Source organism: Erythrobacter sp. Alg231-14, assembly GCF_900149685.1.
Lineage (GTDB): Bacteria > Pseudomonadota > Alphaproteobacteria > Sphingomonadales > Sphingomonadaceae > Erythrobacter.
Map to the genome: position 1 here is coordinate 415250 of NZ_LT702999.1, position 24929 is coordinate 440178.

18 protein-coding genes, 3 tRNA genes and 3 rRNA genes are annotated in these 24929 nt (G+C 55.0%); 5 read left to right on the forward strand and 19 right to left on the reverse strand.

Annotation, left to right across the window (positions count from 1 at the left end; genetic code table 11):
- Together BQ8290_RS01945 and BQ8290_RS01950 are read right to left on the reverse strand one after the other, a co-directional pair.
- Positions 1–945 (reverse strand): haloalkane dehalogenase, encoded by a 945-nt coding sequence (locus tag BQ8290_RS01945; protein WP_108787172.1) that lies wholly within the window; start codon positions 943–945, stop codon positions 1–3.
- Positions 946–947: 2 nt separating this feature from the next.
- Complete coding sequence (locus BQ8290_RS01950; RefSeq protein WP_337660912.1) at positions 948–1928, reverse strand: NADP-dependent oxidoreductase; 981 nt, start codon at positions 1926–1928, stop codon at positions 948–950.
- A 154-nt stretch (positions 1929–2082) separates the two neighbouring features.
- On the opposite strand from BQ8290_RS01950, the gene BQ8290_RS01955 reads away from it, so the two are divergent.
- From BQ8290_RS01955 to BQ8290_RS01970, 4 genes are read left to right on the forward strand one after another with little or no spacing between them, the layout of a single operon-like run.
- Positions 2083–3153, forward strand: coding sequence for an MBL fold metallo-hydrolase (locus BQ8290_RS01955; protein ID WP_337660913.1), 1071 nt, complete (start codon positions 2083–2085; stop codon positions 3151–3153).
- Positions 3154–3161: 8 nt separating this feature from the next.
- Entirely contained in the window at positions 3162–4157 is a 996-nt protein-coding gene (locus BQ8290_RS01960) for a glutathione S-transferase C-terminal domain-containing protein (protein WP_108787175.1), read from the forward strand.
- On the forward strand, positions 4154–4669 hold the full coding sequence (locus tag BQ8290_RS01965) for a hypothetical protein (protein WP_108787177.1): 516 nt from the start codon (positions 4154–4156) through the stop codon (positions 4667–4669). The genes BQ8290_RS01960 and BQ8290_RS01965 overlap by 4 nt, the downstream gene beginning before the upstream one ends.
- 13 nt (positions 4670–4682) lie before the next feature.
- On the forward strand, positions 4683–5150 hold the full coding sequence (locus BQ8290_RS01970; RefSeq protein ID WP_108787180.1) for a hypothetical protein: 468 nt from the start codon (positions 4683–4685) through the stop codon (positions 5148–5150).
- Here the strand turns inward: BQ8290_RS01970 and BQ8290_RS01975 are convergent.
- The 9 genes from BQ8290_RS01975 to BQ8290_RS02015 all read right to left on the reverse strand — a co-directional run bounded on the left by BQ8290_RS01975 (position 5147) and on the right by BQ8290_RS02015 (position 16170).
- On the reverse strand, positions 5147–6001 hold the full coding sequence (locus BQ8290_RS01975; protein ID WP_108787181.1) for a DJ-1/PfpI family protein: 855 nt from the start codon (positions 5999–6001) through the stop codon (positions 5147–5149). The two genes, BQ8290_RS01970 and BQ8290_RS01975, sit on opposite strands and share 4 nt — an antisense overlap.
- A 15-nt stretch (positions 6002–6016) precedes the next feature.
- Positions 6017–6433, reverse strand: coding sequence for a DUF1330 domain-containing protein (locus BQ8290_RS01980; RefSeq protein ID WP_108787183.1), 417 nt, complete (start codon positions 6431–6433; stop codon positions 6017–6019).
- Positions 6434–6490: 57 nt separating this feature from the next.
- On the reverse strand, positions 6491–7444 hold the full coding sequence (locus tag BQ8290_RS01985) for an SUMF1/EgtB/PvdO family nonheme iron enzyme (protein WP_108787185.1): 954 nt from the start codon (positions 7442–7444) through the stop codon (positions 6491–6493).
- Positions 7444–8163 (reverse strand): TetR/AcrR family transcriptional regulator, encoded by a 720-nt coding sequence (locus BQ8290_RS01990; protein WP_337661520.1) that lies wholly within the window; start codon positions 8161–8163, stop codon positions 7444–7446. Before BQ8290_RS01990 ends, BQ8290_RS01985 begins: the two co-directional genes overlap by 1 nt.
- Complete coding sequence (locus BQ8290_RS01995) at positions 8103–9308, reverse strand: DsbA family protein (protein WP_337660914.1); 1206 nt, start codon at positions 9306–9308, stop codon at positions 8103–8105. Before BQ8290_RS01995 ends, BQ8290_RS01990 begins: the two co-directional genes overlap by 61 nt.
- Before the next feature lie 28 nt (positions 9309–9336).
- Entirely contained in the window at positions 9337–9972 is a 636-nt protein-coding gene (locus BQ8290_RS02000) for a hypothetical protein (protein WP_108787188.1), read from the reverse strand.
- Between the two features lie 14 nt (positions 9973–9986).
- A complete protein-coding gene (locus BQ8290_RS02005) occupies positions 9987–11651 on the reverse strand; it encodes a sulfatase-like hydrolase/transferase (RefSeq protein ID WP_108787190.1) in 1665 nt (554 codons plus the stop codon).
- A gap of 83 nt (positions 11652–11734) precedes the next feature.
- Positions 11735–14317, reverse strand: a complete 2583-nt coding sequence (locus BQ8290_RS02010) for a TonB-dependent receptor (protein WP_337660915.1) — start codon at positions 14315–14317, stop codon at positions 11735–11737.
- Between the two features lie 65 nt (positions 14318–14382).
- A complete protein-coding gene (locus BQ8290_RS02015; protein ID WP_108787192.1) occupies positions 14383–16170 on the reverse strand; it encodes a long-chain-acyl-CoA synthetase in 1788 nt (595 codons plus the stop codon).
- 135 nt (positions 16171–16305) lie between these two features.
- On the opposite strand from BQ8290_RS02015, the gene BQ8290_RS02020 reads away from it, so the two are divergent.
- Positions 16306–18105, forward strand: a complete 1800-nt coding sequence (locus tag BQ8290_RS02020; protein ID WP_108791759.1) for a sulfatase-like hydrolase/transferase — start codon at positions 16306–16308, stop codon at positions 18103–18105.
- Between the two features lie 160 nt (positions 18106–18265).
- On the opposite strand, the gene BQ8290_RS15265 is transcribed toward BQ8290_RS02020, so the two are convergent.
- From BQ8290_RS15265 to BQ8290_RS02060, 8 genes are all read right to left on the reverse strand, one after another.
- Entirely contained in the window at positions 18266–18613 is a 348-nt protein-coding gene (locus BQ8290_RS15265; RefSeq protein WP_108787194.1) for a helix-turn-helix domain-containing protein, read from the reverse strand.
- A 24-nt stretch (positions 18614–18637) separates the two neighbouring features.
- Positions 18638–19093, reverse strand: coding sequence for a hypothetical protein (locus tag BQ8290_RS02030; protein WP_108787196.1), 456 nt, complete (start codon positions 19091–19093; stop codon positions 18638–18640).
- A 210-nt stretch (positions 19094–19303) separates the two neighbouring features.
- Positions 19304–19380 (reverse strand) — tRNA-Met (locus BQ8290_RS02035).
- Positions 19381–19509: 129 nt separating this feature from the next.
- Positions 19510–19624, reverse strand: a 5S ribosomal RNA gene (gene rrf / locus BQ8290_RS02040).
- A gap of 136 nt (positions 19625–19760) precedes the next feature.
- A 23S ribosomal RNA gene (locus BQ8290_RS02045) occupies positions 19761–22551 on the reverse strand.
- A gap of 273 nt (positions 22552–22824) precedes the next feature.
- Positions 22825–22900: transfer RNA gene (locus BQ8290_RS02050), tRNA-Ala, on the reverse strand.
- A gap of 13 nt (positions 22901–22913) precedes the next feature.
- A tRNA-Ile gene (locus tag BQ8290_RS02055) sits at positions 22914–22990 on the reverse strand.
- A gap of 206 nt (positions 22991–23196) precedes the next feature.
- Positions 23197–24682: ribosomal RNA gene (locus BQ8290_RS02060) — 16S ribosomal RNA — on the reverse strand.
- The 16S, 23S and 5S rRNA genes sit together here with 3 tRNA genes alongside, the layout of an rRNA operon.
- Positions 24683–24929 lie beyond the last annotated feature (247 nt).

Here is a 24929-nt window from a genome sequence, read left to right on the forward strand (position 1 = left end):
TCAGCTACCTTTGATCGAATTTAGAAACGCGAGAGCCGCCTCTGCGTAGTCTTCAGGGATATCCTCAAGCAGGAAGTGCGACCCGCCTTTTAGGATCACGGGTTCGTAATCGCGAGTCCCGGGAATGGCTGGTCGAACAGTTTCGTAGCCTTTTGGCATCACCTGATCTTTGTCAGAAAACAGATTGAGGAATGGTCTCTCAAAGCCCTTCAATTTCTGCATTGCATGCCAGTTCTCTTCCAGGATCGGGTTGTCGTTCCGGGTTGGCAACATTTGCGTAAACTGGCGATTTCCGATCAGGTATCGCTTGTGCGGATAGGGCGCAGCAAAACCAGCGACATCACCGTCAGGCATATCTGCAAAGACAATTCTACGAAGCAGTTTCCAGTGCTTCCAGTTCTTGCGAAACCGAATATACAGCTGGAAACGACGCAGCATTTTGGTGCCGCTACGCGCCATATGCGTGATCGGCTCACTGGGATCGCGTACTGGGATGCCGGTGTTCGACATGATAATGCTGGCCACGCGGTTCTGATGATCGGCAAGTGCGCGAAGACCAATGATCCCGCCCCAATCGTGCAAGATCATATTCGCATTAGAAAGGTCGAGTTTTTCGAACAATGCCTCACGCACCCATTCGACATGGCGCGCAATGGTGTAGTCGTGCATCTTGGTGGGTTTGTCGGAACGCCCCATCCCGATCAGATCAATGGCGATCGCGCGGTAGCCTGCATCAGCCAAAACCGGGATGAGCTTTCGCCACATATAGCTCCACGTTGGATTGCCGTGGATCATCACCACAGGCTGTCCATTGCGCGGGCCTTCATCAACGTAGGCCATCCGCAACGTGCCGCCTTCTTGATCGGAGACATCGGCATAATTCGCAGCGAAAGGATAGTCAGCAAGGTTTTCAAAACACTCGTCTGGGGTGCGCAAATAGTCCATTGTTATCCGTTCACTTTCAAAAGCAATTTGCCATGGTTCTCACCGCGAAAGATCATGTCAAAGGCATCAGGAAAATGCTCAATCCCTTCAACCACATGTTCGCGCATTTTTAGACGCCCCTCTTTCCATGCCGGAACAAGCCAATCGAGCGCTTCGGGCACACGATGCATGTAGTCGGCCATGGTAAAGCCGCGCAGGCTAAGACTGTGGGTTACGACTGACATGAAGTTCGCCGGGCCTTGTGCACCTGCAAAGTCATCATATTGCGAGATTGCACCGCATACGACGATGCGGCCTTGGTACTTCATCAGGCCCAGTACGGCCTCAAGCGTCTCTCCGCCGACATTGTCAAAATAGAGGTCGATTTCGTCAGGACACGCCTGCGCCAGAGCTTCGCCCACATTGCAGTTCTTGTAGTCAATCGCGTGATCGAGACCGAGTTCACCTTGCAAATAAGCGCACTTGTCTGGTCCGCCAGCAATACCGATCACCCGCGCGCCTGCCGCTTTGGCGATCTGTGCGGCGATGGAGCCGACCGCGCCCGATGCAGCCGATACCACGACGGTTTCACCTTGCTTGGGCTGGCCGATATCGCTCATGCCGAAAAAACCGGTGAATCCGGTCATGCCAAGCCCGCTTAGGAATTTTTGAGGCGGTGCTAGCGAGGCGTCGATCTTCCTCAGATGTCCTTCGCGGAAAACGCCGTGGGTCTGAACGCCAGTAAGACCAGTCACCCAGTCGCCGACTGCAAACTTATCGGACTTGCTCTCAACCAATTCGCCCACGCCAAAAGCGCGCATGACGCCGCCGGGTTTAACCGGCGGCATGTAGCTGCGCTTGTTGGTGATCCAGCCGCTCATGCCCGGGTCAATGGAGACCGTATCAATCGCGGCGACCACTTCGCCATCGCCGCATTCGCGCAACGGATCGCAGGTCAGAGCCCAAAAATCGCGCGGCGCTGCTTGCCCCGGGTAATCCGTCATTCGAAGCTGCATTGCCTCTATGCCCATCTCCAAATCCACCTCCAAAGAGGACCCCCTATTGACACTATTCATGCCACTTTGCATGATGGGGGTCGATTTGGCAATTGCCTTTCGACATGCGAAGTGTCAGTTTTAGCCGAACGGGGGAGGAAGTGTGGCCAGAAAAATCGTCATCGCAACGGGCGCTCTCGTTATCGTCGGGGTCGTTGCAGTACTGTTATTGCAAAAGCCGATTGGCGGTTGGCTATTCCAGCGCGGTGTTGAGGCAAATGCAAGCCGCGATACCCTCGCAGGGCTCGATGACGGCTTGCATGTTGGCCTGTGTGGAACGGGCTCTCCTATGCCCAATCCTGAGCGGGCTGGACCGTGCAATGTCATTGTCGCTGGCGACCAGATGTTCCTTGTCGATATTGGCGAAGGCGGGAACAGGGTTCTCAACCTCATGGGGATCAACCCTGCCGCCTTGGACGGCGTGTTGCTGACCCATTTCCATTCGGATCATATCGATGGGCTGGGACCGCTTATGTTGTTCCACTGGACTCGAGGAGCATCGACGGCTCCTATCTCCATCCACGGGCCAAGCGGTGTGGAAGTGATCGTCGATGGTTTTAACGCGGCCTACGCGACCGACGACACCTATCGCATTGCACACCACGGCGAGGAAGTGGTGCCACCTTCTGGAGGCGGCGCGCTTGCCCTTCCTTTTGAGATGGACGGTCAGCGCCGCGTCATTCTCGAGCAAGGTGGCCTCACCATCACCGCATTCACGGTCGACCATGCGCCGATTGACCCGGCAGTAGGATACCGGTTCGACTACAAGGGCCGATCGGTTTGCATCAGCGGCGACACCTCTAAATCATCCAACCTTGAAGCCGTGTGCGAAGGCGTTGACATCATTGTCCACGACGCGCTTCAGCCCGTGATGGTCGAAGAGATGCGGCAGCGGATGTTGGAGCTAGACAATCCATTTGCCGCTAGAATTATGCTCGATATCCAAGACTATCATGCATCGCCAGAAGACGCTGCGCAAAGCGCGCAATCGGCAGGCGCAAAGATGCTCGTATTGTCCCACCTTGTCCCGCCGTTACCGTCCGAGTTTCTCTATCCGGCATTCTTGGGCGATGCGGAAAACCGCTTTGACGGTTCAATAGTGGTCGGGGAAGACGGAATGCTTTTTTCCATGCCTGCAGGCAACGACGAAATCACTCAATCAAACCAATTGTGAGAGCGCATATGACCTACACGATCCATGGCGCGCTGGGCTCGCCCTATTCGATGAAAATGCGCAGCCTGATGCGGTATCGCCGGATCACTCACCTCTGGTCATCGGGCGCATATGTTCAGCAATTGGCGACGGAAAAATCGCTTCCCCCGGTTATTCCCGTGATCGAATATCCCGACGGGACTTTTCGCAATGACTCCACCCCGGTGCTCTACGATCTGGAAACGCGCCACCATGAGCGGAGCATTGTGCCAACTGATCCGGCAAAAGCGTTCATCGCCCATATCCTCGAAGACTTCGCCGATGAATGGGTGACAAAGGCGATGTTTGGCTATCGCTGGCTGGAAGAGATCGATCAGTTGCAGATGAGCCGCTGGCTGTCCTTTGACGCGCTCAAAGGCGGCGGGTTAGACGCAAACCAAGGCATGGCAAAAGTGTTCCGCGAGCGGCAGGTTGGACGCATGGCAATGGTGGGCTGCACCGCCGAGAATTTCCCGTTGATCGAGGCTTCGACCAGGCGAATATTGCAAGCGTTTGAGGATCATGTGGCGGACGAACATTGGCTCTTCGGCACGCGTCCTTCGCTCGCTGAATTCAGCCTTTATGGGCAGCTTTCACAGCTCGGCGTGGATCCCACTGCACAGGCCATGATGCGCGCCGATTTCCCTTATGCTTTTCGGTGGCTTCTTCACGTGGATGACGCATCAGGCATCGAGGGTGAATGGGACGAAGACGGTGCCCCGCTAAAGCCAGTGGTGGAGAGCCTCCTGGCCGAAGTGGGCCGTGTCTATGTGCCCTTCCTTCTCGCCAATGAAGCTGCCGCCGAGGCAGGCGAAGACACGTTCAGTATCGAAGTTGCCGGCCTCCCCTATTCGCAAGGCACCTTCAAATATCAGCTGAAATGCCTGCGCGAATTGCGGCATCGTTACGGCAAACTCGACGCCGATACGCGGGCGAAGGTTGATCCGATCTTGAGTGACAGTAACTGCTTCGAGTTCTTGCAATGACGCGCCGCCATTTTGATCAACCGCTCAAGATGTTTTGGGCATGCCTGGCATTGGTAGTCGCTTCTTTAGGCACGATGAGTACCGCGAAGGCACATCAAGCGTCCGACGAGGCGCGTGATGCAGAAATCATGCGCGTGCTCGACGTCTTTATGGACGGGCTGAACGAGCTCGATTTGGACAAGCATTTCACGGCTTATCACTTCCCGCATTTCCGCTATGCCAGCGGGACAATCACGATCGCCGAAAACGCCGAAGATTTCATGCCGCTCCTCAACACGTCAAAGGAACAACGGCGGCAAAATCTGCTGCAATATCTTGGGCCCGACTGGGACCATAGTGCGTGGACCAAGCGCGATATTGTGCAGGCAGATGACACAAAGGTTCATGTAGCCACCACCTTCGTGCGCTTTCGCAAAGATGGATCGAAAATTCAGTCCTATGAATCGCTCTATATCGTGACTTTTGAAGACGGTCGCTGGGGTATCAAGGGTCGTTCAAGTTTCGCGCAGTGAAGGAGAGCCGCCGATGTCCAATGCAATTTTGAACCGCCTGTTTCCTAAGCAGTTTGACAATGTCTATCGCGGCAACAAGATCGCGCTGTGGCTTTTCTACCCGCTGACCGCCGTGACCTTATGGCGCAGCCAGCACCACATTACTGCGCCCGATGGCGGGGCACAAAGTATCGCCACTATTCCGCTGGACACCTACACACAGGGCGGCGCACAAGGCATCATCACGATCTTTGCCTTGTGGGGTTTGGCGCAGCTTGCCATGGGACTGGTGATGTTGCTTGCAGCTGTCCGCTACAAGTCGATGGTACCGCTTTTGTGGCTGCTTATCTTCCTCGAATATGCCGGACGAAAGCTTGTCGGTATTTATAAGCCGCTTGAAACCGTGGGGACGGCCCCCGGCGCAACCGCTGCGACGGTATTACCGATTGTCGCAGCGGTCATGCTGGTCTTGGCGTTGTGGCCCGAGAAAAGGGCCGACTAGGAACCTGACTGACTAACCAGGACCATGGCGGTGTTAGCGACTTCAGCGCCGGCATTCTGGTTCTGCCCGGTTACGAAGCGCCTTTCGTCGTCAGTCGTGACGTGATTGGCGAACATGTCTCTGAATGCGGTCGAGGACTCAAACGACACACCCGCTTTGCGGAGTTCGGTTTCGGGATGATAAGGCGTGATCTCGATCCCCAATTCCTTGACCTGCTTATCCGTAACACCCGTCATGCGGCGTCCCGCGACCAGGAGATTGCCCTCGTTATCAAGCGCACGCACGAAGCCTAGGGGACCGTGGCAGACCCCGGCGAGGATTGGCGTATGGTCGGCGTAGTAAGCTTCGCTGACCAAGCTTGCCAGCGCCTCTGACTCAGGAAAGTCATAGGCAGGGCCCCAGCCGCCAGCGAGAAAGATTACGTCGTATTGCGACACGTCAACTTGGCTGACAGGGATTGAGTTTCCGACCTTAGCTTGAAACTCCTCATCTTCGAGGAAGCGTTCATCGGCGTCGGTCTTTATCATATAGAGAAAGCTCTGCGGGTCGATCGGGACCTCACCCCCATTGATGCTGGCAATATCGACTTCCATGCCCCCAGCAAGAAACTCGTAATACGGCTCCGTCATCTCGGAGCCGAACACGCCTGTCGGGTCGCCAGAGGTTTCACCCGGAGCATTTAGCGTTGCATGGCTGGTCGTAATGATCAGCGCGCGCTTTTCGCTGAGATTTACCTCCGCTCCCTCGTAATGAGGATGCAGTCCGGCAGCATTGAGAATGGATGGCAAAGCCAATGCGAAGCCAGCGATCAAAAGCAGTGGGATGCCAGCAAAAAGAGCAAGCTTCTTCATTTCAAAGTTCTCCGATTAGCCGAGCGGACGCGCTTTGGCGCGGATGTTGAGTTGGCCTTCAAGGCCAGCCGAACGGTGCACAGCGATTGTCTGATATTCGGGCGACATCATCATGGAGCGAAATGCCTCGAGCGACGGATATTCGACGAGTGCAACGGTATCCCAGTTTTCCTCGACTTCGCCGAGCAGCAGCCCCGTAACTTCGCCCGCGAAGCCCGGTGTTCCCCCGACATCTGCGATGCATTGCCCAACCGCTGCACCGTAGATTGCATAAGCCTGCGCACCAGTGAGATCGTTATCACGGCCATCTGCATATTCGGCCCGCTGTTTGAACTTCAGCAGGTTGACCATCACGAACGGGCCGTCTTCTCCAGAGCCGAAAAATTCCTTCATTTGTTCCGGCGATGGAACCGTCTGGTTTACGACCTGCATCAACCCACTCCATATTGTAGCACTATTAGTGTCAATATATTGAAGGGGCGGGCTTGTCTAGTTTGAAGGTGAACTAGTTGAAGGAGGGGGGCGCCGCGTATCGACCAATCGGAAGCCGATGTGGTCGGTGCCAAGATCACGCTCTTGGAACTGGCGCGCAGCGGGCCGATATCGCGCGCAATAATTGGCCGCGCACAGGAAAGATCCACCCTTGATCACGTTTACAGGCGTTGGGACTGGGCCGGGTGCGTCGGCCCTCCCCGCACTACTTGTGGTCCATTCCCAGACATTACCGATCATATCGTAGAGCCCAAACGCGTTCGGTTCGAAGCACCCTACCGGCGCACGCGAGGTGTAGCCATCATCGCCTACGTCTTTTGCTGGAAAGACGCCTTGGTAATAGTTTGCTTGGGGTTTGCCAGAAGCATCTATAGGCTCCGGCAGACTGCCCGCACCGGCTCTGGCAGCATATTCCCATTGCTCTTCGCTTGGCAGGCTCATGCGTGCCCAGCTCGCATAGGCTAGCGCATCGTCATAGGAGACCTGGACCACGGGATCATTGTCGCGCCCTTCGATAGACGAGGCCGGGCCATTGGGCCTACGCCACTGTGCGCCGACAGTCCAAGCCCACCAACTCCGATTATCCTGTGTCGGCACGCGGAACGTGGCAGAGCCAGGTAGGAGCATTTCAGACGGTGCGCCTTCAATTTGAGGAGGCCCTCGTTCCGCCGCTGTCACATATCCTGTTGCGGAGACGAACTGCGCAAACTGCGCATTGGTCACTTCCGTTTGGGCTATCCAGAATCCATCGACACTTACCGTGCGAGGCGGGCCTTCTTCGCGGTAGAGTGGATCCTCGCCCATTACGAAACTGCCGCCTTCGACCCAGATCATCTGAGCCTCTGCAATTCCGTCACATAGTGCACCGCTCGCAAGAGCGCCCTCTTGCTCCTCACCTACAGAACATCCAGCCAAAAGCAGGAGCAGAAAGAATGCCGAACGCCGCACCATCAGTCATCCAAGCGCGCGATAACATCTCCGACCATCTGTTTCACCGCCTTGACCGTTTCGCCCGCGGACAAATGCTCATCTTCGCGAAGCATTCGCCAAGTATCAAAGCTCATCGCGACTAAGATCGAACGGCCCAACGCGGTGTCTGTGTGCAGCTGGCTAGGCAGGATCGAGTTCAATCGCGCTTTTTCGGTATCGTGCACCCTCTGAAAGTTCTCTTTCAGAAACTTCGAACGCTGGCGCATAGCCGTGGTAGAGATTCGATAAGGAGCAGTCGCGCCATCGATTTCGCAGCGGCGTTCGATGAGTTCCATCAGGCGCTCGCGCCAATCATCAGACTTGTAGGGCGCTTCAAGGATCGGCCGATAGCCCTTCATCAGGGCCGCATCTATTTCGCGATAGATGGCGTCCTTGTCCTCAAAGTGACGAAAGAGGGAGCGAAGTCCTACACCTGCCGTCTTCGCAACAGTGGCAGTACTGGGATCTGGGTCGCCGCCCTCGATCAGGTCCATCATCGCGCGAATAATCTTGGACCGGCTCGCCTGACTGCGGGCTCGGCGACCGTCGCTCGACGGCGCTTCGGCTTTCAGCGCATCAACTATTGCAATATTGGCCTGGCTCATGCCTTCCCCTATCTTTTCGGGCCACTCAGTGGCACTCATTGTGCCACAATTCCAGCGCTTTTGCCGCGTCTTCGTATCTCGGCGGCGATGAGCCACAAGCGATCTTGACCCCAGACGCACAAATCTTCTTCGCCGACGCCGCCCTGCAAGCGATAGCTCGGCACACCCCAAAGGCCGAGCTCTTCGCTCATCTCAATCTGGTGGCGCGCTGTTTCATCCTTCCAGCCTTCGCTTCCAAGATGCTGCTTGGCTTCTGTCCAATCGAGACCTGCTTGTTCAACCGCCTGCTTGACCCCAGATTTGCGATGAAGCGCAATGCCTTTGCGGAACGCCAGATCCAGAGCTGCCGATAGCAGATGCGTATCTCGTCCTTGCTCACGCGCCCAAGGGAGCAGCGAATAGATTTGCCGCGTGGGCTCTCCAATCGGTGTCATCACCGGGCCAAAGCCAACGCCCAAATGCTCGCCCTCTCGGGCTGTGTCGAACATGATATACATACCCTTCTCGCGGGTCGCCGGAACACCGCGCATAATCATAGGCAAGACGGGCTTGTGATTTAACTGAATGCCGCATTCACGCGCCATCGCAATGGTCTTGTCATAGATGATCGAGGTGTAGGGCGAATTGAGCGAGGGGTAGAAATCGAGCGTGAGCATGCTTGCGTCGATCCCGCACACATCGATGTCGGGCCTGGGGCAAATGAAGGGACTCGACGGATCAAGACACGCGCCAAGATCGCGCAGCCGCTGTTCAAGGTGGAACAACCGGTCAACACTCCAATACCATTCACCGCCGCAATAAAACATCGCACCGGAATAGTGTCCGAGCTCAGCGAGGCGTTTGCTTCCTGCATCGAGGGCCTCTTGTGAAGCGAGCGTGTGCTCGCATTCAGCCAGTTCAGATGGTCTTAGCAGCCCATAATGCGGCGCAATCAACTCCGCATCGCGGCGCGCCCATGTATCAAGCTTTTCAAGTTCAGGCTGATTCTCGCCCCCGCTCGCCCGGATTTCATGGCGCACGAGCTGCACGTCATAGCGTTCAGCAAGAAGGCCAAGAACTTGCTCAGCAAGACGCGAATAGGGATCGTCATGCTGGTGGAAGTATTCAACCCTGTGCGGCTCAGCGGCCTTTACCCGCGCCCTTTCCGCTTTGGCGCGCGCTTTGTTGCGCTGATCGAGCTTGGTTACGCGGTCGAACATTCGCCGCATAAGATGGCGCAACAAGGCTGGCGGATCAGTCATCATCCGCCCGTTCGGGTTGTTCCTCGGTTCAGGTTGCAGTGGCATCCCCGCGCCCTCTCTGGATACGCCCAATCACAACCAACCCTAGAAATGCAAAGAGACCAAGAAACATCCCAACCATCAACCTGACCTGCACGAAGGTGATTGTTGGGCGGGTAATGAAAACCTCGGTATGCGCGAGAGAGGCGTTCTTGAACGCATTGCCCTCGACCATCCTTTCGTCCGCAATCATGTCAATGAGATCACGTAGAGACCGATAGCGCACCACAGCCACCCGATCGACGCCCTCGCCATATTTGCCGAGCATCAGTCCTACGCGCTCACTCACAAAGACAGGGTGCCCGCCCCGCTCCAGCAGAAGCGGAAAAACGATTGCGCCATACTTCGCCTCTGCCTCCAGCGCTGCCGGGCCATCCGCGCGCGTTTCCAAGTTGACGGCGTAGAACTCCTTGCCGTCATCATTGGGAAGCATGTCGCGCAAATTGCGGCTCATGCTGCCCTCGGGCGTATCTTCCAGTTTGATAGAGTGAACCTGCTCAACCTTGGCGAGCATCTCCAATCCCTCTTCCTCAGAAATCGGATCGCCATTGCCGCCATACCAGACCCAAAAACTGGCATAGACTAGTCCAAGGCAAACGAGCCAAATCCATTTCGCACGGTTCATTTCCTGCTCCCCCCCTAGTTTGGCCAATAAATCAGCTCATCACCCTCTTCATATTGATCGGCGAGCGTTTTATCGATCATTGCCGGCATCAAGGTCGTGGAAGGGTAGAGCAGTTCACGATCTTTGTGGTGTTCGTTCAAAAGGCCCAAGAGGCGGGCAGCCATCTCAGGCTCCCGCTCGACCAGATTGACCTGCTCGGTCGGATCGTCAGCAAGGTTGAATAGCCAGCTCTTGTTCTGATGCTGATCAATCTGGAACTTCCAATCGCCCGCGCGTACGGCCCAATAGGTGCCGCTCTGCCAGTAAATCGCGTCATCGGCGCGCTCGATCGGGCCTCTGCCAGAGGCAACAGGCAAAAGATCAACACCGTCGATCTTACGGTCAGGCAATTGGGCCCCGGTCATCGAGGCAATCGTGCGGAAAATGTCGATATGCGTGACCGGCTGCTCAATTGTTTGACCAGCGGGAATACCAGCAGGCCAACGCATCATATAAGGCACCCGGACGCCGCCTTCGAATAGGGTGAGTTTCCAGCCGCGATAGGGCGCATTGACCTCGGGCAGACCGATATATCCCGCCCCGCCATTGTCGCTTGAGAAGATCACAACGGTGTTGTCCGCGAGGCCTTCTTCCTCGAGTTTATCGAGGATCTGACCAACGCTGCGATCAAGCGCCCGAATCATCGCTGCGTAAACCCGCAGACGGTGCGGTTTGATGTCGCCAACCGCTTCATAGTCTTCGCGCGTTGCTTGTAAGGGCGTGTGCGGGGCCCAATGGCCTACATACATGAAGAATGGGCGGTTCTTGTTTGCCTCAATCGCCTCAACAGCCTCGTCGGTCCACCAGTCGGTAAGGTATCCGCCGGGCGCAAACAGTTCTGACCGATTGAATGATCCGGCAAAACGCTGAGACGCCCATAGGAACCGATCAATGGGATCAAACTCGACCTTCGCATTCACGACATCGGGGCTGTCCTCGGGCAGATAGAGCCCTTCGCTCATATTGAGGCTTTCGTCGAATCCTTGGCCCAGCGCGTCCATCTCTTCGCTGACCCCGAGATGCCACTTACCAATATGAATATTGTGGTAGCCCTTCCCCGCGAGCATCTCAGCGACAGTGACTTCCTCAGATGGCAGCCCCTGATCCTCGTAGGGCGGGCGCAGGTCAGCGGCTTCGGAATTGAACACGCCAGAGGGGAGGTCAGGTCTGATGTCTCCAGAAACCGAGCTGACGACGCGCCCCATGCTGGCCGGCGTGGGGGTAAACTCGAACCCTGTGCTGGTCGCATAGCGCCCCGTCATGAGCATCGCGCGCGAAGGCGAGCAAGTTGCATTGCCCGCATAACCGTTGGTGAAATTCACACCCTCGGCGGCTAAACGATCAATGTTTGGCGTAGGGACAAGACCACCCGCAACCCCACCACCAAAAGTTGATATATCGTTGATTCCAAGATCATCTGCGAGGATTAGAATGACGTTGGGAGGCCGCTCTCCAGCTGGCTGAACGGCTTCTTCTGGGCCTTGCTCCCAATTTATCTCAGGTGTCTCAGCTGCGATTGCGGGCAGGTCGCGGTTCTTTACGCCCCACAGGATAAGGTCTGTCCTAAACGTGTAGGCGAGCGCTGCCGCAACCACGGCCAAGACCAGAACAACGCCAACAATTTTCTGCCATTTCTTCATCGATTGACCTCAATTTTGCAAAAACGAAGAAGGGACAGCCCCATGCGGCCGCCCCTTCCATTTTGACCAAAGTGGAGAGAACGTCAAAATTCACCCCTGAGGGTAACTCCATACATGCGCGGTTCTTGCGCAATGAAAGCGGACCTGGAACCGCTGCGCAAAGCCGTGTTGAATGTAACCCCGCGCGCGGTTTGGTCGGTAAGGTTGGTCGCCCAAGCCTCAATCGCCCAGCCGCTTTCGGCCTGCTTGATCCCAAAACGCAGGTTCACCGTCGTCAGTCCATCCTGCACATCAAACGGCAGAAGCGGCGTTTGGCCAAGCGCAGCAGCGCTTGGCGGCGTCGCGCGCCCTTGCGTAGAAGTTCGGCTATCGCTCACTGTGCGTGCTTGGGCATTCACGAAGAAATCGAGCAAATCTGACACCGCGACTTCGTAATTTGCCCCCACAATCGCGACGATATCAGGCGCGTTCGTCAGGCTGAACCCGCACAGGTTTTGAACCGAGAGCGCATCGGCCGCCGTCGCACAATCGGAAGGGTAGCGCGCATCGGTGTAAGCCAGCGAGGTGTTGATGGTTAGGCCATCGGTCGGGCGCAGCACCGCCTCTAGCTCAAAACCTGTGCTTTTGGCCTTGGGCACATTGAAACTCTGAAACTGAGTTCCCGTGAATTCAAGCACCTGAAAATTGCTGAAATCCTCGTAGAAGACGGCAAGATTTGCGGTGATGTCACCGTCAAGAAAGCGTCCCTTCAAACCCACTTCATACGCGTCCACTTCTTCCGAAGCGAAAGTCGGATCAGACGCATTCACGCCTGCTGTTGCATCCAGGTTGATACCGCCCGATTTGTAGCCATGCGTGTAGCTGGCATAGACATTTACGGCGTCAAACTCATAACCAAGCTTGGCGGTGTAGATCAGCTCATCATCTTCAAAATTGGCAGCGAAGGTCTGCGGCAATGGCAACGCCACGGATTGCGGCAAGTTCGCTGGCGCCGTCAGTGGGAAACAGCCAAGCCCGATTACCGGCCCGACCAAAGCCGGCGGAAGAGCGCCAGCTGCAGCCCGTACCGCAAGCGAGGTGCAGACGGGATTTGTGTTGGATGGCTGCGCGTAGAAGCCATCTTTGCTCTCATCGGAATATCGCAGACCAAGGGTCAGATCGAGCCTGTCCGTCACCGAAAACACATTATGAGTGAAGACCGAGAAACTCTCCGCCGACTGTCCAAACTGATTGTTCGAAATCGTAGCAGCCGGATCAAAACCCCCGGACAAAATGCGCAAGGGGTTGGCACCGAACATACCGCCGGTCGGCCCGAACAAAGTGGCCCCGACCAACGCATCGTAGTCCTGCCCTAGGGACAAGATGCCGTCTCCCAGAATATCTTCGTCAGAATAAAACGCACCGACCAGCCAATCGACACGGCCATTGAAGGCATCACCCTGCAAACGCAGTTCATGCGTCATGGTGTCAATCGTCGTCGTGTTCCTGACGACATTGAACACATCGAGCGCCGAAAAGTCGGAATCGAACGCCTCGTTCGCCTCATATTCGCGGTACGACCCGACATAAATCAGATCGACATTGCCGCTGATCGGCACCTCGATCTCGCCAGTGATGCCCCAGTTTTCAACATCCGCGCTCGGGGTTCGGCTCAATGTCACGGTGCGATTATCGAGAGCTTGGCGCGCTGTCGTGTTATCAAAAGCGTTGGTCGCGACCGCAGGTGACGCCATGCCTCCACGCGGGCCAAGGCCCACCAGATTGAACAGCCCAGCGGTTTCAATCGGAGATTGCAAAAGTTCAATCCCTCCGCAGCACGAACTGGTGTCTTTCGAAAAATCAGCGATCAATCGGCCTTCGATCCCGCCATCTGTCGCAAAACCAATCTGACCGCGCACAAGATACCGGTCGACATCATTGGTCTTGCCGATCTCGGCACCGCTTGCATCAACGACGGTGATAAATCCTTCGCGCTCGCGGTAAGCACCAGTAAGGCGCAGCGCCACAGCGCCTTCAACCACCGGAACATTGATCGCGCCCTGAAGGCTGAACTGGTCAAAATTGCCGTAACTTGCATTCACAAAGCCGCCAAATTCACCCAGATCAGGGCGGCGATTTATCACGTTAAGCGCGCCTGCCGAGGTGTTGCGACCGAACAGCGTTCCCTGCGGCCCGCGAAGCACTTCGACCCGCTCAACATCGACAAATTCCGAAAGAGCGACACTTGGACGCGATTGGTAAGCCCCGTCGATAAAGACGCCCACGGCGCTTTCAAAACCGATATTGTTGGACGTTGTGCCAACACCGCGAATTCGCAGCGTGACGCCGTTGGAAGCGGCTGCCGCTCGCGACACGTTAAAGCTAGGGGCGACGCTGCCAAGGTCGGTGACATCGTCAACCGCCTGCGCCTCAAGCTGAGCTGGACCAACCGCGGTCACGGCAATCGGAATATCTTGCACGTCCTGTGCACGGCGTGTCGCGGTAACGATGATGACCGATTCGTCAGCCTCAAGCGCCTCTTCACCCTCAGCATTGGCCTCTTGCGCCATTGCGGGGCTCGCTACTGCTCCCAAACCTAGGACCGCAGCCAGTGCAACCTTCGAACCACCGCGTGCAAAACCACTCAATCGAGTAAGCGCCATCATCTCTCTCCCATATATCAGCATCTAACGTGCCATATTCTTTTGGCATAACTAGTGCTGATTTAAGTGTCAACAATGGAAGCCGGGACTTAAAGGCGCAATGCTCCGCCTGTGATCCCTTCATGGATCCTTTGATCAAGAGGGCTGAATTCGCTCTCATCGGGCTTCAGGAACCAAATCGGGTCTTCAGTTCGCGCTGGATCAAAGCCTTCGTTTACCAACTCCACCTTGCGGAATTTGAAGGTTCCGGTCGTTTCAGCCTCTGGCTGAATGCGAAGGAAGAGGGGCACGGCATAGACTGGCAAGCCTGCACGCAAGTGCTGCGCAAGGCCGGGCATGGAGAAATCATCCGCAACCGTCAGCGCTGCCATCCCCGCCCTTCCCTCAAAGCCCGGCACCTCAACGCCATAGACATTCGCCAATTCAACGCCGGGGTATTTGGACATGACATCTGCCACTTCATTGGTGGCGACATTCTCACCCTTCCAACGAAAAGTGTCGCCTATCCGATCGACAAAATAGAGATAATTGTTGGCATCACGGCGGATCAGATCACCAGTTCGGAACCACTTGTCGCCCCGCTCGAAGACGTCTGTCAGGATCTTGGATTCGGTTGCCTTCTTATCGTGATATCCGCTGAACGACTGCCTCCCGACATCGGTGATCTTGCCCAAGACTTCGCCGGGTTCATCCACATCTGCCCTAATGCAAAACCCATCCGGCCCACGAATGGGCTGTTCCTCGACAACATCGAACTTTACCAGCTCCATCCCAATCTTCGCACCCATCCAGGCCGGCATCTGGCCAATTGCACCAATCGTGCCATCAAGGTTCAGGAAGGATACGTTGCCCTCGGTCGATCCATAAAGTTCCCGCATTGTCGGAACCCCAAACCGTTCGACAAACGGGCTCCAGACTTCACCGCGAAGACCGTTGCCAAATCCCGCGCGCAGCACGTGGCTGTTCTGTTTGGGATGATCCGGAGCGCCCAGAAGATAGCGGCACAATTCGCCGATATAGACGAACAAAGAGGCATTGTTATCCGCTACGTCATCCCAAAACTCAGACGCTGAGAATTTGCGCCTCAAAATGATCGTCGCGCCAACGCTTAGAGCCCCGACCAGTCCCAATCCTCCACCAGTGATGTGATAGAGAGGCAGCGTGATGTAGAGACGATCAGTGGCCTCTATCCGGACGAGCGCCTTAGAGGTCCTTGCGGTCCCTCTGATCTTGAGATGCGTGATCTTGGCCGCTTTCGGCAGGCCAGTGGTGCCAGATGTGTAGATAAACAGAGCAGTGTCTTTACCCTGCAAATGCTGTCTCACAGCTCGATCGGGTCTGGTCGCTCTTTGCCCTTTGACCGCCAGTGACAGATTTTGTCCGTGTTCACCATCAAGGTCCCAAAGGTTGGGCTTGCTCTCCAGATTAGGAAGGCATGCCTTCACCCGCGCCGCCTGCACGCCGCCAGCAATCACCGCCTTTGCATCTACGATCCCGATGCAATGCGACAATCCCTCACCTTCGAGATTGGTGTTGATGAGCGCGCTGGCGACGCCGACTTTGGACAGGCCAAACCAGATCGCTGCAAAATCGGGGCAGTTTTCCAAGTCCAGCGCGACGACATCACCGGGCTTGAGATCCTGCGACATCGTCCAAGCCGCGACGCGGTTGGCGCGCTCTTCAAACTGGCGATAGGTCGTGCTCTCTCCCTCAAAGACGAACGCCACTTTGTTGGGGTGGGCATCGATTACTTCTTCGAAATCATCGGCAATCGTTCTGGTATCGTCCGGTTTAAGGTCGCCAAACAGACGCAACACACGCAGCAAACGTAGACCAAATTTTGCGTCGCGCCAGACTGCTTTCAACGGATTTGCCATGTTATTCCTCTTCGCGAGTGGACCAATGACGGGATCAAGGATTGACCTCCCCCATATTATGACACTATTAATGCCACCATGTTTGCGTCGGAGCAACTGCCTTAGAAACCGGGCAAAACAGTGGAGACCCTGATCATGCTATTTGCACGCTCGAGCCTGCCAGCCATTGCCGCTCTGAGCCTCTTCTTTATCGCGATCACCGCCACTGTTGGCATCGCACAGGCGCAGCCTAGCACAAAACCCAACATCGTAATCATCCTAGTCGATGACGCGGCTCTGATGGATTTTGGGGTTTATGGCGGGGAGGCCAGCACCCCAAACATCGATGCTTTGGCGCGTCGGGGGGCCATGTTCACCCAATATCGGTCCTCGCCATTGTGCTCTCCATCGCGAGCAATGTTGCTCACTGGGGTCGACAATCATCGGACGGGCGTCGCAACCATTCCCGAAGTATTGCCCGATGAGCAAGCGGGACAGCCTGGCTATTCAATGGCTCTTGAACCCGGCGTTTTGACCATCGCTGATCGGCTGCGGGTGGAGGGATATCGGACTCTCATGGTCGGCAAATGGCACATGGGGAAGAAGCCAACCGAAATGCCGCAGGCTCATGGCTTTGATCGGAGCTTCGCTTTGGCCGCTTCTGGTGCGGACAATTGGGAGGACAAGTCATACATCCCGTTTTACGCAGAGGCGCCGTGGTTCGAGGACGGGGTAGAAGCGGTTTTGCCAGATGATTTTTACTCGTCAGAATTCATCGTTGATCGCATGATCGATTACCTTGAGACAACCGATAGCCAAAAGCCATTCCTTGCCTATCTGCCGTTTCAAGCGATCCATATTCCTGTCCAAGCCCCGCCGGAGTTCATTTCCAAGTATGACAGCCGGTATAATTCGGGTTGGCACGCACTGCGCGAAGAGCGCCACGGCAAGGCCATCGAATTGGGTCTGATCCCACGAGGATCGGCCCTAGCCGATCTCCCGCCGGATCTAAGACAATGGGATGATCTGAGCGAACAAGAACGCGCGCTGTATGCCGCGAGGATGGCGGTCAACGCGGCGATGCTTGACGCGATGGATCATTATATCGGCCGATTTATCGATCATCTGAAGGCAACCGGCCAGTATGAAGACACTATTTTTGTGGTGACTTCCGACAACGGGCCAGAGCCATCGCGCGGAGACAACAATGCGGCGCTTGCGATCTATCTTCAGCTCACGGGCTATAACACCGGTCTAGAGAATTTGGGCGGCCAAGGCAGCTGGGGCTTCATCGGTCCAGAATGGGCTTCCGCCGCAGCCACCCCGGGCGCGTGGTACAAGTTCTACGCCACAGAAGGCGGAATTCGAGTGCCGCTTATCGTGGCAGGTCCAGGGTTGGAGGCTGCGCGGATTGACAGCCCTGCGATGGTGACAGACATCGCGCCAACACTTCTCGACTGGGTTGGTGCACGTGGCGCCCCAGAGGACGCAACCCCGATGAGCGGGCGCAGCCTTTTGGCGGTCCTGAGGGGAGAGGCAGAAAGCGCGTATGATGATGGAGACATCCGCGCGATTGAGGTTTCCGGAAACTCGGCGATCTTCAAAGGCGATTACAAAATCACGCGGAGCATGCCGCCGGTCGGCGATGGCAACTGGCGATTGTTCAATCTCAGCTTAGACCCGGGAGAGACGACCGATCTTTCCGAAACAAAGCCGGCTGTGTTGGACGACCTTCTCAACGAATACGAAGCCTACACTAAGGAGGCAGGTGTTATTGAAATGCCTGAGGGGTACGACACTGTAAGCCAGATCAGATCGAACACTACCGCACGGATGCTGGAAAACTACCCTTGGCTCTATCTGGTTTTGGTTGGGATTGTTGGTGCCCTATTCCTAACAGCGTGGATGGCTTGGCGTGGCGTCAGACGTATACGAGGGAACCATAGCGCCCCGTGATCGATGTGGGTTCGAAGCAGAAGCAACCGATCGTAAGCCGCCCGCAGCATCAGCTAAAACGGGTGTTAGTTCTTACGATGAGATGCAGGATCTTTGGCCATAGTTTGAAGCGTTTGAAACGTTAGAAACGACGGTTTGGTCTACCCCAATTGGCATTGCTTCAAAGTGGCGATCCTTCGGCCCGTTCCCCCTTTCCAATCGGCCGGTATGGTCTGAACCTATCGAGGTTTTGCATATCCGTTTGGCGCATGAACATAGGGTCGCCGCTACCGCCAAGACGAGAGAGCGTGTAACCACAAAATCTGCGTATCTCGCGGATCATATGCGGTTGATCGACAAAGGCGCATGCGATTTCTGCTTCGCCCTCGTCTGTAAGATTGGGTTGGGCCAGAAGGTTGGCCGCGCGGATTGCACGGAATTTTCGAGCCAGTCCTCTGGGTGCGAAGCCATAATATCGTTGCACCAGCCTTTCGACCTGCCGGCGCGAGCACTCGGTATCTTTGAACAGTTCTTCAACCGATGCGTTGAGAGATCAGCCAACCCACGCAAGCGTTTGGTCAATGATCTCTTCATGCGCGGCCGGAATGGGTGACAATCGCTGGCTAATCCAGCCCGCAACCTCGATGCAACATTGTTCGGCGGCGGATTCATGGGAGAGACGCCGATGGGAGATATCGTCATTCAAACGACTAACCTCGTTTCCAAGCAGCTTATCCGCAGGGACTACTCTGTTCCCATATTCCTCAAGGGAGGCTTGGGTGAGTGCGGCCCGGCCATACGGAGACAGCGACACCAAAATGGACCTGCGGCCCGATAGGGGGGCTACATCAAAGGCATTGAACAGAACGGCACAATCGTCAGCAATGTCCTCCCCTCCACCGAAGTTGCCACTCACACTGCCGCGAACCGTCAAGAACAACTGCCCTAAAGAAGCGGGGTGAACACCTTCGACAACGTCAGAATGAAACTGGACATCAAACAAGGCCAAAATATACCGCTCGAGGCCAGGAGGCGGGTCAAAGTATGTAAGGCCGATCGCGTCAGTGCTCTTGTCGTTAGCATGCCGTTGAGCATCCCGCTTGCAGGCGCGTGGTCAAATTTAAAGGATATTGCTTCCTATATGCTTACAGTTCAAACGCAAAAAAGGCCTCGCCGGTAACGGCGAGGCCTTTTTTGCTGAATGAATTCAATATGATGCTGGTTGCGGGAGTTGGATTTGAACCAACGACCTTCAGGTTATGAGCCTGACGAGCTACCGGACTGCTCCATCCCGCGCTACCGAGCTTTGGAGTCTCCAAAACCGAACATCATGAGCGGATTCTAAAGACGCCAAAAGGGCTGCCCGTGAAGGTCAGCCCTTTGACTAGTGAATGGGTTTATTCCCGCGCTATCGCTGGCTTCAATGCCTGGCGGCGACCTACTCTTCCATGCCTTAAGACATAGTACCATCGGCGCTATCTGGTTTCACGGCCGAGTTCGAGATGGGATCGGGTGGGTCACAGACGCTATGACCACCAAGCAATGGGGCCAGCGAAAGTTTGGGTTAAATCGATGTCGCACGGGACAATCTTCACCGTGCGAAGTGTTACTTGGGCGTATCTGGCTGGAAAATCTTCCTACCAAAGACAGCAAAGCTGTCGTTGACAGTGCAGACTCTCAAGCGCGATCAGAACTATTAGGACTGGTTAGCTACACGCATTACTGCGCTTCCACACCCAGCCTATCAACGTCGTGGTCTACGACGGTTCGAAGATACCTAATCTCAAGGGAGGCTTCCCGCTTAGATGCTTTCAGCGGTTATCCCGTCCATACATAGCTACCCAGCGGCACGCCTGGCGGCATGACTGGTACACCAGAGGTATGTTCACCCCGGTCCTCTCGTACTAGGGGCAACTCCTTTCAAGTATCGACGCCCACGGCAGATAGGGACCAAACTGTCTCGCGACGTTCTGAACCCAGCTCACGTACCACTTTAATTGGCGAACAGCCAAACCCTTGGGACCTGCTCCAGCCCCAGGATGTGATGAGCCGACATCGAGGTGCCAAACGATTCCGTCGATATGAGCTCTTGGGAATCATCAGCCTGTTATCCCCGGCGTACCTTTTATCCGTTGAGCGATGGCCCTTCCACGAGGGACCACCGGATCACTATGACCGACTTTCGTCTCTGCTCGACCTGTCGGTCTCGCAGTCAGGCAGGCTTATGCCATTGCACTCTCGCAGCCGGTTTCCAACCGGCCTGAGCCTACCATCGCGCGCCTCCGTTACTCTTTAGGAGGCGACCGCCCCAGTCAAACTACCCACCACAGAGGGTCCCACTACCGGATAACGGTAGTTGGTTAGACATCAGAAAACAGCAGGGTGGTATTTCACCTATGGCTCCACTCGGACTGGCGCCCAAGTTTCAAAGCCTCCCACCTATGCTACACAGCTCTTTCCTAATGCCACTCTGAAGTTGCAGTAAAGGTGCACGGGGTCTTTCCGTCTAACCGCGGGTACTCCGCATCTTCACGGAGAATTCAATTTCGCTGAGCATATCCTGGAGACAGTGGGGAAGTCGTTACGCCATTCGTGCAGGTCGGAACTTACCCGACAAGGAATTTCGCTACCTTAGGACCGTTATAGTTACGGCCGCCGTTTACTTGGGCTTCAATTCGGAGCTTGCACTCCTCCTCTTAACCTTCAAGCACCGGGCAGGCGTCAGACCCTATACGTCGTCTTGAAGCCGACTTAGCAGAGTCCTGTGTTTTTGATAAACAGTCGCTACCCCCTGGCCTGTGCCCCCTCCACACTGGTTGCCCAGTGAGAGGGCCTCCTTCTTCCGAAGGTACGGAGGCAATTTGCCGAGTTCCTTCAGGATACTTCTCTCAAGCGCCTTGGTATACTCTACCTGACCACCTGTGTCGGTTTCGGGTACGGTTTATACGGAGAGGCTATTTCCTGGAACAGCTTGGCTGCATGACCAATCCAATAAGGCCACACAACTTCCACCATCCGTCACACATCTCCAAGCCCACGAATATTAACGTGGTTCCCATCGACTACCCCCTTCGGGCTCGTCTTAGGGGCCGGCTTACCCTGCTCTGATTAGCATTGAACAGGAACCCTTGGTCTTTCGGCGAGAGGGCATCTAACCCTCTTTATCGCTACTCATGTCAGCATTCGCACTTCCGATATGTCCACCATCGGTTACCCTTTGGCTTCAACCACTTACGGAACGCTCCGCTACCGCTCATAGTAAACTATGAACCCTAAGCTTCGGTGCATTACTTTAGCCCCGTTACATCTTCGCCGCAGGAACCCTTATTTAGACCAGTGAGCTGTTACGCTTTCTTTAAAGGATGGCTGCTTCTAAGCCAACCTCCTGGTTGTTTTGGGATTCCCACATGCTTTCCCACTTAGTAATGACTTGGGGACCTTAGCTGTAGGTTAGGGCTGTTTCCCTTTTGACGACGGACCTTAGCACCCGCCGTCTGTCTGCCAGACAAGACTCGATGGTATTCGGAGTTTGGTTAGGTTTGGTACCGCTCGCGCAGCCCTAGCCCATCCAGTGCTCTACCCCCATCGGCATACATCTGACGCTCTACCTCAATAGATTTCGCGGAGAACCAGCTATTTCCCGGCTTGATTGGCCTTTCACCCCTAAACACAACTCATCCGATAATTTTTCAACATTAAACGGTTCGGTCCTCCAGTGCATGTTACTGCACCTTCAACCTGGTCATGCCTAGATCGCCGGGGTTCGGGTCTAATCCAACATACTCAGTCGCCCTATTCAGACTCGCTTTCGCTTCGCCTACACCTAACGGCTTAAGCTCGCATGCTAGATTAAGTCACTGACCCATTATGCAAGAGGTACGCTGTCACCCCCCAAAGGGGCTCCAACTGCTTGTAAGCATTCGGTTTCAGGTACTGTTTCACTCCCCTAATCGGGGTGCTTTTCACCTTTCCCTCACGGTACTTGTTCGCTATCGGTCATGTACGAGTATTTAGGCTTGGAGGGTGGTCCCCCCATGTTCAGACAGGATTTCACGTGTCCCGCCCTACTCAAGTCCTTTTCAATCATTTTTGCATACGGGACTGTCACCCACTACGGTCTCACTTTCCAGAGAGTTCTGCTAATTTATGAAAAGGCACTGGCCTGGTCCGCGTTCGCTCGCCACTACTAACGGAATCTCGGTTGATGTCTTTTCCTCCGGGTACTGAGATGTTTCAGTTCCCCGGGTTTGCTTCACCAAAGCTATATATTCACTAAGGTGATACCTTATCCACCTCGCTCTGATCACTCGAAAGTAATCAGAAAGAAATGGTGAAGGTGGGTTTCCCCATTCGGAAATCGCCGGATCAAAGATTGCTCACATCTCCCCGACGCTTATCGCAGCGTGCCACGTCCTTCTTCGCCTGTACATGCCAAGGCATCCACCAAATGCTCTTACCTCACGCTTGAGAATCTACACCATCAACGACAGCCTTGCATAAGGACTGTGCGTCTTAACGATGATATAGAAGAATTATCTCAGCCAGATAATCAATTTTGATTGATATTGTGATGATATCGATCGCGTTAAGAACTCAAACCCGAAGGCTTGATCCTTTGCGACGATACCGCCACGGCATCGATTTAAAAACCCATTCACAATGTCAAATGTTCGGCGACCAATGTCGCCTGACCGGCCGTAGCCGGATCTGCTTTCTTTTCATCTATCAGATTAAAATGCCTGGTGGAGCCTATCGGGATCGAACCGATGACCCCCTGCTTGCAAAGCAGGTGCTCTCCCAGCTGAGCTAAGGCCCCTAATGGCTAGGCGTGGTGGGCCTGAGAAGATTTGAACTTCTGACCTCACCCTTATCAGGGGTGCGCTCTAACCAACTGAGCTACAGGCCCACATCTACCAATTCCGACCGCCCCTTAAATAAGAGGCTGCCGCAACGGGCGTGAGCCGGCTCAGGCAAACAACGAAACACACAGCTTTGCAGCCAGCGTAACGCTGTATCTGATTGATGAAAGGACATGAGGACGACGGCAATGTTCTTTGGAAGCCATGAAGCACTTCCGATGGCTAGCATCGGCGCTTTCATGATTATCCTTAGAAAGGAGGTGATCCAGCCGCAGGTTCCCCTACGGCTACCTTGTTACGACTTCACCCCAGTCGCTGATCCCACCGTGGCTAGCTGCCTCCTAAAAGGTTAGCGCACTATCTTCGGGTGAAACCAACTCCCATGGTGTGACGGGCGGTGTGTACAAGGCCTGGGAACGTATTCACCGCGGCATGCTGATCCGCGATTACTAGCGATTCCGCCTTCATGCTCTCGAGTTGCAGAGAACAATCCGAACTGAGATATCTTTTGGAGATTAGCTAACCCTCGCGGGATCGCTGCTCACTGTAGATACCATTGTAGCACGTGTGTAGCCCAGCCTGTAAGGGCCATGAGGACTTGACGTCATCCCCACCTTCCTCCGGCTTATCACCGGCAGTTTCCTTAAAGTGCCCAACTAAATGATGGCAACTAAGGATGAGGGTTGCGCTCGTTGCGGGACTTAACCCAACATCTCACGACACGAGCTGACGACAGCCATGCAGCACCTGTCACTAGGTCCCCGAAGGGAAGAGATCTGTCTCCAGAAATCGTCCTAGGATGTCAAAGGCTGGTAAGGTTCTGCGCGTTGCTTCGAATTAAACCACATGCTCCACCGCTTGTGCAGGCCCCCGTCAATTCCTTTGAGTTTTAATCTTGCGACCGTACTCCCCAGGCGGATAACTTAATGCGTTAGCTGCGCCACCCAAGCTCTATGAGCCCGGACAGCTAGTTATCATCGTTTACGGCGTGGACTACCAGGGTATCTAATCCTGTTTGCTCCCCACGCTTTCGAACCTCAGCGTCAATATCTGTCCAGTCAGTCGCCTTCGCCACTGGTGTTCTTCCGAATATCTACGAATTTCACCTCTACACTCGGAATTCCACTAACCTCTCCAGAATTCTAGCTACCTAGTTTCAAGGGCAGTTCCGGGGTTGAGCCCCGGGATTTCACCCCTGACTTGGATAGCCGCCTACGTTCTCTTTACGCCCAGTAATTCCGAACAACGCTAGCTCCCTCCGTATTACCGCGGCTGCTGGCACGGAGTTAGCCGGAGCTTATTCTCTAGGTACTGTCATTATCATCCCTAGTAAAAGAGCTTTACAACCCTAAGGCCTTCATCACTCACGCGGCATTGCTGGATCAGGCTTTCGCCCATTGTCCAATATTCCCCACTGCTGCCTCCCGTAGGAGTCTGGGCCGTGTCTCAGTCCCAGTGTGGCTGATCATCCTCTCAGACCAGCTATAGATCGTCGACTTGGTAGGCCATTACCCCACCAACTATCTAATCTAACGCGGGCCCATCTAAAGGCGATAAATCTTTGGTCCGAAGACATTATCCGGTATTAGCTCAAATTTCTCTGAGTTATTCCGAACCTAAAGGCAGGTTCCCACGCGTTACGCACCCGTGCGCCACTCACCCCGAGGGGTTCGTTCGACTTGCATGTGTTAGGCATGCCGCCAGCGTTCGTTCTGAGCCAGGATCAAACTCTCAAGTTTGTGAAACTAACCTATCAAGCACAGGGTCAAGCCCTGCCATCTTAACAAGCCAGAATATCAAGGAGCCGATACCTGCACTGTCAAACGTAATGGATACGAATGAACATGTATCATCACATACCACCTGTGGAGGTGATAAGGATGTGGCATCGGCTTGAATTTAACCGGTATCTGGAGCCTTAATATCCCCAGACCGGACGCCGTCGCCCACATGTCCCTTCATCAAAAACTAACAATGTCAAAGAGC

Bases quoted from the DNA above. Each gene is read 5' to 3' on its own strand.
- BQ8290_RS01960 (WP_108787175.1), top strand. From the start codon at position 3,162: ATGACCTACACGATCCATGGCGCGCTGGGCTCGCCCTATTCGATGAAA.
- BQ8290_RS02000 (WP_108787188.1), bottom strand. From the start codon at position 9,972: ATGAACCGTGCGAAATGGATTTGGCTCGTTTGCCTTGGACTAGTCTAT.
- BQ8290_RS01965 (WP_108787177.1), top strand. From the start codon at position 4,154: ATGACGCGCCGCCATTTTGATCAACCGCTCAAGATGTTTTGGGCATGC.
- BQ8290_RS01985 (WP_108787185.1), bottom strand. From the start codon at position 7,444: ATGGTGCGGCGTTCGGCATTCTTTCTGCTCCTGCTTTTGGCTGGATGT.
- BQ8290_RS01970 (WP_108787180.1), top strand. From the start codon at position 4,683: ATGTCCAATGCAATTTTGAACCGCCTGTTTCCTAAGCAGTTTGACAAT.
- BQ8290_RS02015 (WP_108787192.1), bottom strand. From the start codon at position 16,170: ATGGCAAATCCGTTGAAAGCAGTCTGGCGCGACGCAAAATTTGGTCTA.
- BQ8290_RS01975 (WP_108787181.1), bottom strand. From the start codon at position 6,001: ATGAAGAAGCTTGCTCTTTTTGCTGGCATCCCACTGCTTTTGATCGCT.
- BQ8290_RS02010 (WP_337660915.1), bottom strand. From the start codon at position 14,317: ATGCTGATATATGGGAGAGAGATGATGGCGCTTACTCGATTGAGTGGT.
- BQ8290_RS01945 (WP_108787172.1), bottom strand. From the start codon at position 945: ATGGACTATTTGCGCACCCCAGACGAGTGTTTTGAAAACCTTGCTGAC.
- BQ8290_RS01980 (WP_108787183.1), bottom strand. From the start codon at position 6,433: ATGCAGGTCGTAAACCAGACGGTTCCATCGCCGGAACAAATGAAGGAA.
- BQ8290_RS01950 (WP_337660912.1), bottom strand. From the start codon at position 1,928: ATGACGGATTACCCGGGGCAAGCAGCGCCGCGCGATTTTTGGGCTCTG.
- BQ8290_RS02020 (WP_108791759.1), top strand. From the start codon at position 16,306: ATGCTATTTGCACGCTCGAGCCTGCCAGCCATTGCCGCTCTGAGCCTC.
- BQ8290_RS01995 (WP_337660914.1), bottom strand. From the start codon at position 9,308: ATGACTGATCCGCCAGCCTTGTTGCGCCATCTTATGCGGCGAATGTTC.
- BQ8290_RS02005 (WP_108787190.1), bottom strand. From the start codon at position 11,651: ATGAAGAAATGGCAGAAAATTGTTGGCGTTGTTCTGGTCTTGGCCGTG.